The sequence below is a fragment of the Psychromonas sp. B3M02 genome (assembly GCF_003318165.1).
Taxonomy (GTDB): Bacteria; Pseudomonadota; Gammaproteobacteria; order Enterobacterales; family Psychromonadaceae; genus Psychromonas.
This window is the reverse complement of record NZ_QOCB01000047.1, coordinates 14,572-30,752: the sequence shown is the minus strand read 5'-3', so window position 1 is coordinate 30,752 and position 16,181 is coordinate 14,572. Positions and strand designations below refer to the sequence as shown.

The following is a 16,181-nucleotide window of genomic DNA, read 5'->3' as shown; positions in this document are numbered from 1 at the left end:
TAGATCAGTTATTTAATACATTTGGTATAACTTATAAAAAAGGGGCTGACGCCCCTAATATTAATGATCTATGTTATACAGTTTAGCCTAAAATAGTCGCTAGCTCTTTACTGATAACATCAACAGCTTGCGTACCATCAAATTTATGATGAGCGCCGTTACCTTGAGCCGCTTCATTTTTGTAGTAAGCGATTAAAGGTGCTGTTTGTGTGTGGTAGATATCTAAACGTTTACGTACTGTCGCTTCCTCATCATCAGGACGGATAGATAGGTCTTCACCTGTTACGTCATCTTTACCTTCCACTTTTGGTGGGTTGTAAACGATGTGGTAAGTACGACCAGATCCAGAGTGAACACGACGACCCGCCATACGTTTAACGATCTCTTCGTCTGGCACATCAAATTCCAATACAAAATCAACAATCACGCCAGCAGCTTTCATTGCATCAGCTTGTGGGATAGTACGTGGGAAACCATCTAGTAAGAAACCTTTAGCACAATCATCTTGCGCAATACGCTCTTTAACCAAACCAATAATTAAGTCATCAGAGACTAATTGGCCTGCATCCATTAATTCTTTTGCTTTTAATCCAAGCTCTGTCCCTGCTTTAGCAGCTGCACGTAACATGTCACCCGTTGAGATTTGTGGGATACCATATTTATCCATCATGAATTGAGCTTGTGTCCCTTTACCGGCACCTGGAGCACCTAATAAGATAATACGCATTCTAGCTTCCTATATAATTAATAAATTCTACTGCGAAATTTACACCGTTGAGAGTAAATTCACAAGATTATCAACAAAAAAGGCCTGCATAAGCAGGCCTTTAACACATTTATGTGTTGATTAAGCGCTTCATTAAGCGATTAATAACTTGTTAATACGAGCAACAAATTCAGATGGGTCATCTAAGCTACCTTTTTCAGATAGGATTGCTTGTGCTAACAATAGCTCAGCCCATTCTGCAAATAACTCTTCATCAGCCATATCTGCTAATTTAGTGATCATTTCGTGCTCTGGGTTAAGCTCAAAAATTGGCTTGCTATCTGGTACTGGTTGACCCATTTGTGCCATTAGTTTAGCCATTTGCGTGCTCATGTCATCGCTATCAGCAACAATACATGAAGGCGTTGACGTTAGACGTTGTGTTAAACGTACATCTTTAACTTTATCGCCTAGTACTTTCTTAGTACGTTCGATGAAGCTAGCAAATTCAGTCTCTTGTTTCTCTTGCTCTTTCTTCTCTTCTTCAGTGTCTAATTTACCTAAATCTAAATCACCTTGTGTCACGCTGATAAACGCTTTACCGTCATACTCTGGTAAATGGCTTAATAACCACTCATCAACGCGATCTGATAGTAATAATACTTCGATACCTTTCTTACGTAAGATCTCTAAGTGTGGGCTGTTTTTAGCCGCATTAAAGCTATCTGCAGTGATGTAGTAGATCTTATCTTGCTCTTCGTTCATGCGAGAGATGTAAGCATCTAGTGAGGTAGTTTGATCAGCTGTATCTGTTTCAGTTGAAGCAAAGCGGAACAGTTTAGCAATTTGCTCTTTGTTACTTGGATCTTCAGCTGGACCTTCTTTTAATACTTGGCCAAACTCTTTCCAGAATGCGTTGTATTCTGTTTCATTTTTCTTAGCAAACTTAGTTAACATAGTTAATGCACGCTTGGTACAAGCACTACGTAGCTTAGTTGTTACACGTGTATCTTGTAGGATTTCACGTGATACGTTTAGTGGTAGGTCATTTGAATCTAACACACCTTTTACAAAACGTAGGTAAGTTGGCATGAACTGCTCAGCATCGTCCATAATAAATACACGTTGAACGTATAGTTTTAGGCCATGTGCTTTTTCACGGTTCCATAGGTCATACGGTGCACGTTTTGGAATGTATAATAAGCTAGTGTACTCTTGCTCACCTTCTACTTTGTTATGAGACCAAGTTAGTGGATCTTCAAAGTCATTGGCGATGTGCTTGTAGAACTCTTTGTATTCTTCGTCTTTTAAGTCGCTTTTCGCGCAATTCCACAATGCAGTTGCTTTATTAATTGATTCCCAAGCTGCTTCAACGGCTGGTACTTTCTCGCCATCAGGGCCTTCAGACTCAGGCACAGCTTCTTTAAACATTTGTACAGGAATGCTGATATGGTCAGAGTATTTAGATACAACGCTACGTAGTTTGTAGTCGTTGAGGAATTCAGTTTCGTCATCACGAAGGTGTAAGATGATTTCAGTACCACGGTCAGCTTTTTCAATGTTAGCAACGGTGTAATCAGCTTCACCTGTTGATTCCCAAGTTGTACCTTGAGATGCATCATCACCCGCTTTACGTGTGTTAACCGTTACTTTATCGGCAACGATAAATGCAGAGTAGAAACCAACACCAAATTGCCCAATTAACTGTGAATCTTTTACTTGGTCGCCTGATAGTTTTTCGAAGAAATCGCTAGTACCTGATTTAGCAATCGTACCTAAATGCTCGATCACTTCGTCACGAGTCATACCAATACCGTTATCGCTGATAGTGATCGTTTTTGCTTCTTCATCAAAGCTTAAACGTACACGTAGGTCCGCATCGTTTTCAAATAGGCTACCGTCAGATAGTGCTTTAAAGCGTAATTTATCTGCAGCATCTGCAGCGTTTGAAACAAGTTCACGTAGGAAAATCTCTTTATTTGAGTATAAAGAGTGAATCATTAATTTAAGAAGTTTACCAGTGTCAGCACTGAAAGCATGGTTTTGTTGCTGTTCCATATTTCTATTTCTCTCTTAATTAAGGGTTACTACTAATAAGTTAATTAATAGATGGAGACAGTTGATTGGATTTCAAGAGGAAATTTAATTTTTTTTGGAGTAGTTGTTGAGGTAAGGGGAAAATGGATCAAACTTGAGGTGATTTTGTTGGGTTTGGGTAGTTGAATTACTCGTCTCCATAATCTTCGTGAGGATGCGTAGTTTGTTAATAATTGTACGGTACGGCTAGTCTGCGCTCGTCGGATCACGTTGAGACTTTTGGCTTTGGATTTCGCCCTGTCGGCGACTCTACTTTTTCTTATCAGAAGAAAAAGTAAGCAAAAAGACTGACTCCGAATCGCTTTCTTAATCCAACCAATAAAGGGCTTTCTAAACGCATCAATTCATACGGCACGTCCATGTGTCGGATGAACTTACAGCAAACGTCCTGTTTGCTGTAAGTGAGTTAAGAAAGCTAACGTTAAAGGTACAGCATTGTTTGGATTCGTTGGCGAGTTATCGCATAAAGGAAACTTGTCTATTAATAAATATTAAGCAGGTAATACACCAGCTGTAAAAATTTGATTTAACGCGCGAAGATCGCAATTATATCCGCAAATATTAGCATCACACCATTCTTCTTTTGTGATATCAGGCCATTCAAAATCAAAGTGAATAACATTCAAAGCAATAAGCTCGACACGGAACCAATACTGGGAAACCTACAACCTGCCGAAACAGAGGAATAAATTACTTAACACTTATTTTTCAGCACAATATAACCAACAAAAAACTAGATAAAACATTAAATAACACTTAGTTATTTGACGAGTAATTTATTCATTATTTTAAATACTTTATTAAGGAACGTTAATCAAGCTGCACCAAAAGTGAACAATCTAAATAAAAAACACGCCACAAAGGTGCAAATATAAAGGTTTTTTAAATTTAAAATTAAAAATGACAATTAATTTAAAAGCCAAATTGACGTTTTTAACTGGTTATTTATTTTTAGCAAAAAACAGAGAAAAAAATACAACAAAACAAAAAACTTTCCATCATATTCAAAACAAACAAAAACAGAATAATAAACTGCAATTTAACCATAAATAAGCATTTTAGACTAAAGCAAAACTGCTAGAGTAATTGATAGCAAAATAACATTTACTAAGATGAAAAGTGCTTTAGATAAATTAATTAAAATTCTGTGTGTTGGCATATAACCTGCTCTATCAGACTAGTTAGTCTAATTATTTTGATCCATTATTATTTGAATCTAAGCATGATTAAAACAGTGCAACTGAGCCGTTAGGCAATAATAAAATAAACTCTACTACCAATGGGAATATCAATATGGAAATTAAAAAACCTTACTTATTATTTTTAGGCGATGCACAAGATCCTCTAGCAGCTAAAGTTGCACAAGGCATCAAACAATGGCATCCAGAATACTGTGCTGGCCAATTCCGTATGGAAGATTGTCAAGCAGACTGTGGTTTAACAGACATGGATATTGCACAAGCAAAAGCTGCGGGTGTTAAAACATTAGTGATTGGTGTTGCTAATCGTGGTGGTATTATTTCAGAGAATTGGTTAACAGTCTTAAAAACAGCACTTGAAGCTGGGATGGATTTAGCATCGGGCTTACATAACAAGTTAACTGATATTAAAGAACTTAAAGAATTAGCTGATAGCTTAGGTCGTAACTTATTTGATGTTCGTTTTCCAACACAAACATTTCCTGTTGCAAGTGGCTTAAAACGCTCTGGTAAACGTGTATTACAAGTGGGTACAGACTGCTCAGTGGGCAAAATGTACACCGCATTAGCACTTGAAAAAGAAATGTTAGCACAAGGTATGAAAACAAGTTTCCGTGCAACGGGCCAAACAGGTATTTTGATTAGTGGTTCAGGTGTGAGTATTGATGCCGTTGTTGCTGACTTTATCGCCGGCGCTGTTGAAACAATTGCACCAGCAAACGATGCCGATCATTGGGATGTTATTGAAGGCCAAGGTTCATTATTCCATGCTTCATTCTCAGGTGTTACCGCAGGTCTTATTCACGGTTCACAAGCCGATGCACTAGTTTTATGTCACGAACCAACACGTGAACATATGCGTGGTCTGCCAACTTACCCACTTCCTGATTTAAAAACATGTATGGAACTTAACCTAACAATGGCCCGCATTACTAACCCAGCGGTTAAATTTGTTGGTATTTCAGTGAATACGTCACAGCTTTCTGAAGATGAAGCTAAAGCATACCTAACGAAAGTTGAAGCAGAATTTAATCTACCTGCTGTTGACCCATTCCGTGAAGGTGTTAGTCGTATTGTTGAAGCATTAGCAAAAATTTAAGGGCTGAATAATGAAGGTTAACCTACTAGACGAAAGCTGGCTTATTGAAGGATCTTTTACTATCTCTCGAGGTAGTAGAACCCATGCCAATGTTGTTGTAGTTGAACTGCAACAAGGTGAACATACTGGTCGTGGAGAATGCGTTCCCTATGCTCGCTACGATGAATCAATCGAGTCAGTGATCGCTGAACTGGCGGCTTTAGAAGACAAGATAGTAGCCGGGTTAACCCGACAAGAAATGCAATCCTTATTACCCTCAGGCGCTGCACGCAACGCATTAGATTGCGCCTACTGGGATTTAACTTGCAAACAATCAGGCCAACGTATTTGGCAACAGCTTGAAGTTGCACAGCCTGAATCAGTCACTACTGCTTTCACATTATCTTTAGACACACCAGAACGAATGAAAGCAGCGGCAATAAAAAATGCACACAGACCATTGCTTAAGTTAAAACTTGCAGGTGAAGGTGATGTGGAACGTGTTGCAGCTGTTCGTGAAGGTTCGCCTAATGCACGTATTATCGTAGATGCAAATGAAGGTTGGAATGAAGCACAATATTTAGAGATGGTGCCTGAGCTCGTAAAATTAAACGTTGAAATGATTGAACAGCCTTTTCCGGCAAGTGATGATGGGGCTCTAGCCCATTTACCTCGACCAATCACACTTTGTGCCGATGAGTCTTGCCATGACAGCAGTAGTTTAAAAAATATTATTGGTCGCTACGACATGATCAATATTAAGCTGGATAAAACCGGTGGCTTAACAGAAGCCATCGCATTAAAAGAAGAAGCAGAGAAAGCAGGATTACAGATTATGGTTGGCTGTATGGTTGCAACATCGCTTGCAATGGCACCTGCTTTTATCGTCGCACAAAACGTTCAAATTGTAGATCTTGATGGGCCATTATTACTGGCTGAAGATCGTCAATCAGGCATCCTATTTGATGAAAGTCTAATGAATGTTTACCAAGCAGCGCTTTGGGGTTAATTCATTAACAAGAACCCAAATTTTAGGTTAATGAATTTAGGTTATCTATTTTATAAATAGCGAGAATTAGATTACCGCTATATTACGAGGATTAAATGATGGGACGTATTGTCTACCTAGATGGTCAATATCTTAAAGAAGATGAAGCTAAGGTTTCTATTTTCGATCGTGGTTTTCTTTTTGGTGACGCTGTTTATGAAGTAACAGCAGTGATTAATGGTAAATTAGTCGACAACGATGGCCACATGATTCGCTTACAACGTTCATGTAATGAATTACAAATTGAATTACCTGTGGCATTAACAGACATCACAGCGATTCAGAAAGAACTCATTAAAAAAAATGCACTTAACGAAGGCGGTATTTACTTACAGATCAGCCGTGGCTCTGCTGGCGATCGTGACTTTGGTTACCCTGAAAATGTGAAGCCGACATTAGTGTTATTCACTCAAGCGCGTGAACTATTAAATAGTCCAAAAGCAACAAAAGGCATGAAAGTGATTACTACTGAAGATATTCGTTGGAAACGCCGTGATATCAAAACAGTGGGGTTATTGGCTCCATGTATGGCTAAACAAGGTGCTATTGAAAAACAAGTTGATGACGCGTGGTTAGTTGAAGATGGTTACATCACTGAAGGCAGTTCAAATAATGCTTATATTGTGACGCAAGACGGTGTGTTAGTAACACGTCCATTAAGTAATGACATTTTGCACGGTATTACGCGCAAAGCATTACTTGAACTTGCTGAGAAAGAAAATATCAAAATTGAAGAGCGCTTGTTTACGGCTGAAGAAGCGTATCAAGCGGCAGAAGCATTTGTTAGTTCAGCAACCACTTTTGTATGGCCTGTGATTGAAATTGATTGTCACACTATCGGTGATGGTAAACCAGGTAATGTAGCGAAAAAATTACGTGAAATTTACATTGAGTTAGCAACAAAAACAGTTAACTAAGTACAAGTAAGGACGCACAAGCTTAAAGTACTCAAGTAATTAAATCATTGTTATACCAAAAATCAATATTATGAAAGGCAAATAGAAGTCACTATTTGCCTTTTTATTTGTTTTTTACACCTTTAAAAAATGCATCGATATCAGACCCAACATTCACTTCATTTACAAACCACGGATGTAACTTCATTAACACTTTTATGTGTGTTATGTCCTGCCCGTAGACTAACGTCTCAACAGCCCCCCCGTTTGCAGTCAGAGCCTCTTCCATTAGTTTTTGATTAAAGAGACCTACCGTAGTATCACCTTCAGAATGAATGAGCAGCGCAGGCGGCTCATTGCCAGTAAGGTGATTTTCTATCCTCATATCATTGAAATTTTCTTCGCCAAAAATATCGATATATTGCTGTTCTTTAGGTTTGAAATTATAGGGGCCAGCAATACCTGCAAAGGCTTTAATAATAGAAGTTGATTGATTCTCAGCAGCTAAGTATTGGTCGTTAAAGGCAAGCATGGCTGCAATGTAAGCACCAGCCGAATGGCCTGTAATAAACAGTTGCTCGGCATCGCCACCAAATTTGTTTATATGTTGATTTACCCAAGCAACGGCTTTTGCACCATCTTTGATAAACGCTGGATATTTGACCTTAGGGTAAAGTCGGTAATTGGGAATAACGACCACGTAACCTTTATCCACAAAACTATCGGCAACAAAGGTAAAATAGTCTTTATCACCCCAACTCCAACCACCTCCATAAAAGAACACCAATACAGGGCGTTTAATATCTGCTTTCCAGTCTTTGTTACTATAGATATCCAGCTTTAGATCATGGCTTTGATCAAAAACGACATCTTTCTCTATTTTTAAGTTGGATGATAATGAGACGGCAGTATTGAGTATTTTAAGCTCAGTAGCCGCGCTGTCTTTTATGAATGAGAAGATAAGAATAGCGACTGGGATCAAAGCAATAAGCAGTAATAGTTTCTTCAATGGGACACTCATTTGTTAGCGACTAAATAAGGTATTACGTAGCTTAGCACGAGGAGATCATTATCCGTTGATATTTAGTAATGTTTTAAGGTAGGTGAAACTAACCAGATGAAATAAGAAGCCGCCTAAACAGCAGCTCTGCTATCAAGAGGCTTCTGTAGGCTGTATTAATTGAATACTGAAATCGATGGTTTACTAGGCATCACTTCAAATTCATGGGTAAGCTTTTTATTTTTATCCGTCGCCACAAAGTCATAGTTCTGTGATGTCATATCATCACTAAATAGCGCAATATTAAAATCAACTTTAGCCGAGTTTGAGGTTAATGCATAGCGGCCCATAATGGTCACCTGCTCGATGCTTTCACCTGCAGTATGTCTATAGTTATTAGCTGCTTCATGTCCTGTTGTTGGCTCTAACAATAATCCGTCAATCACAAATTTATGGCTATCTTCCATTAAATAGACATTCTGCTTAATAGTTTCACTGATCAAATCACGGTGATTATTAAACTCTTGAATAGTGACATGTTTATCATCATTATCATCAACACCTTTAAAAGCTGACATGGGTAAAGACAAAGCAATATAAACATTAGTACCAATGAAACTTAATGTGCCATGTTGCGCAGCCATTAAGTGAGCAAAGCTGGTGTTGGGCGTTGTTAAACATAACGCACAAGCTATACCCAGTAGCCCTTTTTTCATTGATTTCATTTTATTTTTCATTTTTTAAACCTTTATTCATTCAAATTTTTCCTTTCACGCAGCGTTGAAAGTAAGGGTAACTATCTGTTACATAATAATGGTATATACCCTTAGGGAACTCTGGTGTGACACCAACTTGCCCATTACATTCATCTAGATCACCTAATCCTAGTACATATTCCCAATCTTGCTGAAAAGTCCCCAAAGGATAAATATCAACTGAAGGTCGACTATCACTTATTTCACTAACCAATTGATAACTGCCTTTCATCAACTTGATTGCAGAGTTGGCATCAGCGGGGTTTGAATATCCATAACGCGCATAAATAGGAAATCCGTCAGCAGCCCAACCAATTAAGGTCATGGTTTTTTTATTACCGCCTCGATTGGTAATAAAACCTTCAGGTATGCCGTGATAATGATAAGTTCCATTATCCTGTACATGTGCATTGTTTTGATCGAGACCAAAATCAAATACATCTTGACCAATACTTTCAATATTCCACTGTTCAGCTTTATTGTTAACACCACAGTTATTATCAATATCTCGACACGTAGAGCTAGAGCCAACCGCCATTTTCACACCATTTAACAGCATGCCAATAACAGAGTGTGAGCGACCAAAAGTAGTCGTGACATTGGTTTTCACTGGGGTTAAGGTATAACTCTCGAACACAGATTGTTGCAAAATTGTATAGGCGTTATTAGCATTGGGAAATCTCCCAACTTCATGGTCAGGTATACCATTTGCATCTAAATCTCGTGAGTTCCCATCACATGACCAATAAGCCACACTATTTGCTTCTACTGATTTTGACGTGTTGTATTGGTTATATTGATAATCACATAACACACCAGCAGTTGATTGACCTGGTTTAATCTTTGATAAAACAGATTGATGCTTATCACCACATGCACTTAATAAGATTAAGACAATACAGGCTAATAATACGTTTAAAAATTGATAAGCAAACATGCTGCTTAGATCCCCCTCATTATTAATGAGGTGAAGCTTAACGATTAATTGTGCAAAGACTGTGCACATTGAAAAATAGTTGCTTAATGAAGAGCGAAGGGATTAAAAACAGAGACCCCTTTCAACAATAAGGGCCCTGTTTTTTAACTTAATATACTCTTTAACTTAATAAAGCAGAAGTTAAGATGGAGTGGCTAGTGCAGGCCTATTTTGTACCATAGCACTTGCAGCTATCAAGGTGAACGCACCGAGTAATTGTATTTGTGTCATCTCTACACTTAAAAATAACCAGTTGATAAAGATGGCAGCAACCGGGAAAAACATCTCCGCTAAGGTCGCCCAATGTGCAGGAATACGCTTTAACCCCTGGTAGTAACAATACATACCTAACACACCTGACAATAACGCTAACATGGCAATTTTTTGCAATACGGTCAACTCAATGCTTGTTATCAAGGTGGGAGCCATAAATGCAAATGGCAACATGCCTAATAGGCCAAAACTAAAACGACCAGCCATAATATCCAAACTACTTAAGCCCTGTGTACTGAGCTTTTTGCCAAACACAGTTGCACTGCCCCAACTAACTACTGCAAATAGTGCCAAACCGTATCCCCACAATGCTTGTTGACCATGTTGTAAATCCCCTTCTTTCAGGCTGATTAATAACGTTTGAAGGTCCGGCCACATCAACAACAAGCTACCTAAAATAGCCAGGCCTAACCATAGGAAAAAGCGAGAATCTATTTTCTCCTTCAACAACACACAGGCTAGAGTGACAGCCACTAAAGGTTGTAGTTTTTGAAGCAAAATCACAACAGTAGGGTTAGACAAATAAAATGCTTCGGTAAAAGCTAAAGTGCCTAAAGCAGATCCCAAAATACCAACCACCATAAAAGGAATTAAGGTTTTTCGAGAAATAAAGTTGAATGAGCGACGTTTGTAAATAAAGATGCCAGCTAATACAGCAACTAATATTAAATGCTCAAATAACACAATTTGTTGTGCACTAGAGCCGCCAAATAAGAGTGGATAACGAATTAACGTATCTGCGGCCCATAATAAGCACGCAAAAAATATAAAGGTAATACCTGTCATTACAATTCCTAAACTAAAAAGGAGAGAAAGACAGAGCGTAGGAAAGAACATTATACCGTCCATATCAAATAACTAATCCATTTACTTGCTGGAATAGTTTCATTAATCGTAACGATATTATTCAATAGTATTTACACTAAAGAATTGAATAAATAACTTACAAAAACTGCAGCGTAATATCTCCCCATCAAAATAATGAAGATCAATAATTTCTACAAGAGATCGAACTAGCTTCCCCTTGTTATCGTATAAAAAGGGCAAATGGTTGATGTTTCTGTATGCTATTTATTCTCGATCTTCTTCCATCCGGACTATAACCGTCGGCTTTGGCCTCTCACCAAATCTGCTGACCCTAATATAATAATAACTCATCCTATTAGGCGCTCGTGGGCTGTTTCACTGATACAAATTCATAACGTGAAAATACCACCGGTGGGGAATTACACCCCGCCCTGAAGTCGAATGACTCATACCAATTAACTAACTATTTTACTTACTAATATAATTGGTATATCCGCCACTATATCAATAGCAGCGGTTAAGTCATGGTTGATAATAATAAGCTTTTAGAAAAAGACAAGCGAAATACTTAAATTAGATGTTAAAGAAAGAGTTAAAAGTAGAGAGAAAGCAAAGTATCTTAGCTTGAAGCTTGACTGGTCCAAATAGTTGGATTGGATTCAAAGATTAAATTTGGGGTTGTTACAAATAATTGTTTAGCAATATTTTCACCTAACTCATCGCTCACAGCTAAAAAAGCTTCTTTCATTTTAGAAGGACGACGCTTCATATTATGCATATCCGAAGCAACAATCGAGGCGTCATTATTCCTCAGCAGATCCCATGCTATTTTCTTTGATCTTTCACCAAAGTCACCGATGATTGAAGCCGCCGTGACTTGAAATAAACAATCTCGCTCTTTGAAAGGAAGCAATAAACCTGATGACTCCCAAACGCCTCTATTACGCTCAGGATGTGCAATCATAGGCAGTATATTTTGTGCTATTAACCAATCGACTAATTTCTCACTACCTGGAGGAATATGGCTATGAGGAAACTCCAATAATAGCAAATCCTTCCCATGCCACTTACCCATAAAAGGTAATTGCTGAGTATTAGCCAGCATCATAATTTCAGGGCATATACGTACTTCTGCCGCATAGGCGAGGGATATATTGATTGAAGGGTTTTCTTGTACAGCGGAAGTTAACTGAGTGAAAGCTTGTTGGATACTTGATAAGTCATTATCGAAAGTCCCCAAATGAATATGCGGTGTCGCTAAAATTTTACACACACCGCTATCAATAGAACCTTCAATGAGTTGCAGGGAATCGGTTAATGAACGAGCCCCATCATCAATCCCCGCTAAAATATGACTGTGTAAATCAATCATTATTCCACTTGTACGAACACATAGTTATATTATTGACCATAACCATAATAGCCTTCGTAATCTTCTTTATCGCCTTTTTTAATATCAACTCTATTTAATACAATGCCGTCTATATGAGAATTAACTTGCATTAAACGAGAGATACCTTTTTTAACGGCAGCTTGCTTCGTAGAATCAGATTGAACGATATAAATAACAGAGTCCGCACGCTTAGATAACACTAACGCATCACTTACTGCTAAAGTAGGCGGTGAATCGATAACAATACGATCGTACTTCTGTTTTAAAATCGTCATTGCCGCATCAAACTTCGCACCTGATAATAACTCAAGTGGATTACTTGGTATAAAACCAGATGGTAAGATATCAAGCCCAGAAGCTTCATCATGTACAATCACATTCTCAAGTTTTTCAGTTCCTGAAATCAAATTAGATAATCCCGCTTGATCAGCCCCTAATTTAAATACACCAAGGAAGCTTGGGCGACGCATATCCGCTTCAATCAATAAGGTTTTCTCAACTTGAGACATAGAAAGAGCAATATTAATTGATGTAGTTGTTTTACCTTCACCTGGAATAGATGAAGTAACTAACACCACTTTATGTTGATCATCGATATGTGAAAGCATAAACCCAGTACGTAAAGTTCTGACGGCTTCTGAGAACGCTTTATGCTTATCATCAAAAAATGCATGAGGCGATAAAGTTTGTTTACGCTTTAATTTAATCAGAGGTAATAACCCTAATAAACGCAATCCTAACTTAGATTCGATTTCCGCAGCCGTTCTAAACGTATCATTTAAGGCATCAATAACAAATGCATAGATAACCGCAAAAGCAAATGAAGCTATAAAGGCTAAAATCACAAGTAGTTTTTTATTAGGTTTAATAGGTGCTAATGGTGTTTCTGCTTGATCCAATATTTTAGCTTGCTCAACATCAAGGTCACTAGTGACTTCAGTCTCTTTATAACGCGTTAAAAACGTATCATAAAGGCTTTGGTTTGCCTCTACTTCACGCTGTAACCTTAAATACTCTTGCTCAGTACTAGATATGTCTTGGTATTTACGTTTCTCTTGTTCAAGCTCTCTAATAAAACGTCGCTCGTTATTCTTAGCTGCTTGTAATTCTTTAGCAAAGCCCCTAACTATCTTATTCGCTTGTTGCTTGAGCTCTTCTTGAATCGACTCCAATTGTGCTTTCGCGGCAACCAATTTAGGGTGTTTAGCACCGTAACGGAAACTTAGCTCAGAAACTCTTTGCTGTGCTTGATTTTCAATATTTTTAACATTAGTGATAAGCGGGTGTTCACTAATTTCAGGAATACTCATCAAATAATTTATATCGTTGCCATTAGCATTGCTAACAAACAAATACAGTGTTTCTGCTTCAAATCGAGTTTGTTTAGCGCGTAAATAGCTTTCCGTTAGACTTTCTAATTCATCGCTAGCAATACTCAGTACACCCGCCGCATTCAGGTCAATTAAATTCTCTTTGACACGGTAATCGTCTAATGCATTAATTGAATCTTCAAGGTTAACACGTAGCTCTTCTAACCTAACTTCCAACCAATCGGCAGCTTTTTTCGTTGAAGTAGACTGCCCTAGCACCTCTTGATTTATATAAACATCAGCAACGGTATTCGCAATAAGCGCTGCTAACTTAGGATCTTTTGCTTCGAAAGAAATCTCAACAAGCTGTGTATTACGAATAGGTGTAATGGTTAATTTTGATTGAAACGCATCAATTAATAATACCTTCTCACTTCTCGCTTCCAATGGTTGTTGTTTTTCTTCAACGTTAAATTCAGCAGGTAAATAAGACTTAACGTATTTCGTTAACTCATTAATCAAGCTAACTTCGTTATCATCGGGCATAAACTCTTTGTTGTTGGCTAGATTGAGTTTATCAATCACTTGCTCTGAAACTGAGCGTGACTTTAAGATTTCAAATTGCGTTAAAAAGTAGTCTTGGCGGCTTGTATCTAAAGGCAATACAGAGTCAATTGAAATCGTATTATCCGTACTGGTTTTTATTAATAACGAACCAGTTGCACGATAAATAGGTGTTATTCCTGTAACAAAAATAGCAACAAGAATAGTGATCAATAAAGAAAAACCTAAAATCTTCCATTTAGCATTCATCACCACAGCCCAATAAGCTTTCAAGTCAATGACTTGTTCTTGTGAATTTAGAGGTTTATTAACTGATTGCATAATTTTTATCGCCCAATTTTTTGCTAAAAGAAGCTCTGTTTAATAGTAATAATATCGCCCGGTGAAACGGCATAGGTTAACTTAACGTTTTGCTCACCTTCTGTTTGTGATTTTTTAACATATATTTTTGATACCGATGCGCGATTTGTTAACCCACCAGCTAACGCGACAGCTTGATCAACATTCAAGCCAGGTTGATAAGGATAACCACCTGGTTGATTAACTTCACCGTGAATATAAAACGAACGATAAGTCATAATATCGACCTGCACCGATGGATTTAATAAATAATCACCAGATAGGCCATCATGAATAATTTTTTGAACCTCTGGGACTGTTTTCCCAGTAACTGAAACTAAACCAATAAAAGGGAAATTAATATTTCCATCATCATTAATGATTGTCTCAATAGTTAGATCGGGCTCATCATAAACGAGTATTTTTATTTCATCCCCAGCATCTAAACGATAGTTATCAACTTCAGCGGCAGGTAAGTTAAAGGAGAAAAAAAACATAAAAAGTACAAAAATATAATTCATCATAAAGCAACCACAATCCCTAGATTAACTGCATTTTTATCGTAACTAATGTCAGTCTCTGTTGAGTTTTTATCAGTAAATTGATATCCCGCTTGGAGTTTTATCCAGCGAGTTACCGTGTAATTTAGATTTAAGGCTAAATTTTTAGTTTTATCGTTACGGCTAAAGCCAATATAGTCCTCATCTGTGTAAGAAAAACTTAAACTTGTATCAAAGTCTTCCGTCCAAGACTGCTTCCAAGCTAATCCACTATTAATTTCTAGAATATAATCACCAACCGTACTTGAATCTTCAGCTGCTCGACTAAAGCTAATATCAAAAGTAGAGTATTCTTGCGGTTTCCAAGTTGCACCTAATTCTACTGTGTTACCGGAGAAATTTTCACGGCTTTCAGATTCAAAGGTTTTATATTGATAACCAACCTTAGCTGTTGCTGTCGTTTTGCCTAGGCCTAACCACCTAAAACCAACTAATGCACTTGAATCTCTATTATCACCGCTTTCTTGCCCCACTTCTAATTCATCATATTGAACGTCAGTTGTGGACACATCAAAGGTTAAATAAGTGACGTTGCCCGCTTGATAATCAGCATCAGCAAAAAAGGTAAGCTTACTGACATCATCAAATCGAGTGGTAACAATGAAATTACGGTAATCTACATCTGAAAAGTTAACACCACCACCAATACGCATTATCGCGTTGAGGCCGCCAAATTGATAATAACCTCTTGCATTAAGCTCATTGTATTTAATCGGTTGATCAAAAAAAGATGAGTTGCCTTCACTAAGTCCGCTACCTCTATCTTCATGTAAATTAGCATAAGAAAGACTAAAGTCAGTACGGTGCCTATCGGTATATTCAGTGTGTGCTAATAAGCTTAAAGTGTGATCCGTATAATTATCTTCACTGCCATTTTCATAAGAGGCTGAAGTTAAACGGTAAGATCCACCATAACGATTAATACCATCATCAACACCAAACTTTATAGAAGGGGTTACGATATAAATAGCAGAGGAGGTTGTATCATCCTCTTGATCATAAATATTATCATCGTATTTAACACTTGCAGATACTTGAGGAACAACCATAAAGCCATCAGTAACTTTGATAGGGGCTGGGTCAAAGCTTTCTGCAAAAGCGTTAATAACAAACACAGGAGAAATCGCTAAAAAAATTGAATATTTCACTTTTTTCATCCTTAAATAAAGCGCTCATTGTT

General features: G+C 37.7%; 13 protein-coding genes and 1 riboswitch. Of the genes, 3 read left to right on the top strand and 10 right to left on the bottom strand.

The genetic code is table 11. The annotated features are described in order from the left end of the window. Positions 1-82: 82 nt before the first annotated feature. Together adk and htpG are read right to left on the bottom strand one after the other, a co-directional pair. The gene (gene adk, locus DS885_RS06605) at positions 83-727 is read right to left on the bottom strand and encodes an adenylate kinase (RefSeq protein WP_113818641.1); all 645 of its coding nucleotides are present in this window, start codon (positions 725-727) and stop codon (positions 83-85) included. 132 nt (positions 728-859) lie between these two features. Further along, positions 860-2,764, bottom strand: coding sequence for a molecular chaperone HtpG (gene htpG / locus DS885_RS06600; protein ID WP_113818640.1), 1,905 nt, complete (start codon positions 2,762-2,764; stop codon positions 860-862). Positions 2,765-4,096: 1,332 nt separating this feature from the next. Between htpG and dgcN the strand changes: the two genes are divergently transcribed. From dgcN to DS885_RS06585, 3 genes are all read left to right on the top strand, one after another. Beyond that, positions 4,097-5,101 (top strand): N-acetyltransferase DgcN, encoded by a 1,005-nt coding sequence (dgcN, locus tag DS885_RS06595; RefSeq protein WP_113818639.1) that lies wholly within the window; start codon positions 4,097-4,099, stop codon positions 5,099-5,101. Between the two features lie 10 nt (positions 5,102-5,111). After that, complete coding sequence (gene dgcA, locus DS885_RS06590) at positions 5,112-6,089, top strand: N-acetyl-D-Glu racemase DgcA (RefSeq protein WP_113818638.1); 978 nt, start codon at positions 5,112-5,114, stop codon at positions 6,087-6,089. 98 nt (positions 6,090-6,187) lie between these two features. Continuing rightward, positions 6,188-7,045, top strand: a complete 858-nt coding sequence (locus tag DS885_RS06585) for a D-amino-acid transaminase (RefSeq protein WP_113818637.1) — start codon at positions 6,188-6,190, stop codon at positions 7,043-7,045. 103 nt (positions 7,046-7,148) lie between these two features. On the opposite strand, the gene DS885_RS06580 is transcribed toward DS885_RS06585, so the two are convergent. The 8 genes from DS885_RS06580 to DS885_RS06545 all read right to left on the bottom strand — a co-directional run bounded on the left by DS885_RS06580 (position 7,149) and on the right by DS885_RS06545 (position 16,149). Continuing rightward, positions 7,149-8,033: an alpha/beta hydrolase gene (locus DS885_RS06580; protein ID WP_258546860.1), complete on the bottom strand. Its 885-nt coding sequence runs from the start codon at positions 8,031-8,033 to the stop codon at positions 7,149-7,151. 167 nt (positions 8,034-8,200) lie between these two features. Further along, positions 8,201-8,761, bottom strand: a complete 561-nt coding sequence (locus DS885_RS06575; protein WP_258546859.1) for a hypothetical protein — start codon at positions 8,759-8,761, stop codon at positions 8,201-8,203. 19 nt (positions 8,762-8,780) lie between these two features. Continuing rightward, positions 8,781-9,716: a YHYH protein gene (locus tag DS885_RS06570; RefSeq protein WP_258546858.1), complete on the bottom strand. Its 936-nt coding sequence runs from the start codon at positions 9,714-9,716 to the stop codon at positions 8,781-8,783. A 180-nt stretch (positions 9,717-9,896) separates the two neighbouring features. Then, complete coding sequence (locus tag DS885_RS06565) at positions 9,897-10,814, bottom strand: DMT family transporter (protein WP_181817712.1); 918 nt, start codon at positions 10,812-10,814, stop codon at positions 9,897-9,899. Positions 10,815-11,103: 289 nt separating this feature from the next. Beyond that, positions 11,104-11,278, bottom strand: a riboswitch (FMN riboswitch). Between the two features lie 176 nt (positions 11,279-11,454). Beyond that, entirely contained in the window at positions 11,455-12,207 is a 753-nt protein-coding gene (locus DS885_RS06560) for a tyrosine-protein phosphatase (protein WP_113818634.1), read from the bottom strand. Between the two features lie 29 nt (positions 12,208-12,236). Next, positions 12,237-14,423 (bottom strand): GumC family protein, encoded by a 2,187-nt coding sequence (locus tag DS885_RS06555; protein ID WP_113818633.1) that lies wholly within the window; start codon positions 14,421-14,423, stop codon positions 12,237-12,239. A gap of 23 nt (positions 14,424-14,446) precedes the next feature. Next, positions 14,447-14,965, bottom strand: coding sequence for a polysaccharide biosynthesis/export family protein (locus DS885_RS06550; RefSeq protein ID WP_113818632.1), 519 nt, complete (start codon positions 14,963-14,965; stop codon positions 14,447-14,449). Then, a complete protein-coding gene (locus DS885_RS06545) occupies positions 14,962-16,149 on the bottom strand; it encodes an outer membrane beta-barrel protein (protein ID WP_181817711.1) in 1,188 nt (395 codons plus the stop codon). The genes DS885_RS06550 and DS885_RS06545 overlap by 4 nt, the downstream gene beginning before the upstream one ends. Positions 16,150-16,181 lie beyond the last annotated feature (32 nt).

Excerpts from the sequence above, each read along its gene's own strand:
- adk (WP_113818641.1), bottom strand. The coding sequence starts at position 727 with ATGCGTATTATCTTATTAGGTGCTCCAGGTGCCGGTAAAGGGACACAA.
- htpG (WP_113818640.1), bottom strand. The coding sequence starts at position 2,764 with ATGGAACAGCAACAAAACCATGCTTTCAGTGCTGACACTGGTAAACTT.
- dgcN (WP_113818639.1), top strand. The coding sequence starts at position 4,097 with ATGGAAATTAAAAAACCTTACTTATTATTTTTAGGCGATGCACAAGAT.
- dgcA (WP_113818638.1), top strand. The coding sequence starts at position 5,112 with ATGAAGGTTAACCTACTAGACGAAAGCTGGCTTATTGAAGGATCTTTT.
- DS885_RS06585 (WP_113818637.1), top strand. The coding sequence starts at position 6,188 with ATGGGACGTATTGTCTACCTAGATGGTCAATATCTTAAAGAAGATGAA.
- DS885_RS06575 (WP_258546859.1), bottom strand. The coding sequence starts at position 8,761 with ATGAAAAATAAAATGAAATCAATGAAAAAAGGGCTACTGGGTATAGCT.
- DS885_RS06570 (WP_258546858.1), bottom strand. The coding sequence starts at position 9,716 with ATGTTTGCTTATCAATTTTTAAACGTATTATTAGCCTGTATTGTCTTA.
- DS885_RS06565 (WP_181817712.1), bottom strand. The coding sequence starts at position 10,814 with ATGACAGGTATTACCTTTATATTTTTTGCGTGCTTATTATGGGCCGCA.
- DS885_RS06560 (WP_113818634.1), bottom strand. The coding sequence starts at position 12,207 with ATGATTGATTTACACAGTCATATTTTAGCGGGGATTGATGATGGGGCT.
- DS885_RS06555 (WP_113818633.1), bottom strand. The coding sequence starts at position 14,423 with ATGCAATCAGTTAATAAACCTCTAAATTCACAAGAACAAGTCATTGAC.
- DS885_RS06550 (WP_113818632.1), bottom strand. The coding sequence starts at position 14,965 with ATGATGAATTATATTTTTGTACTTTTTATGTTTTTTTTCTCCTTTAAC.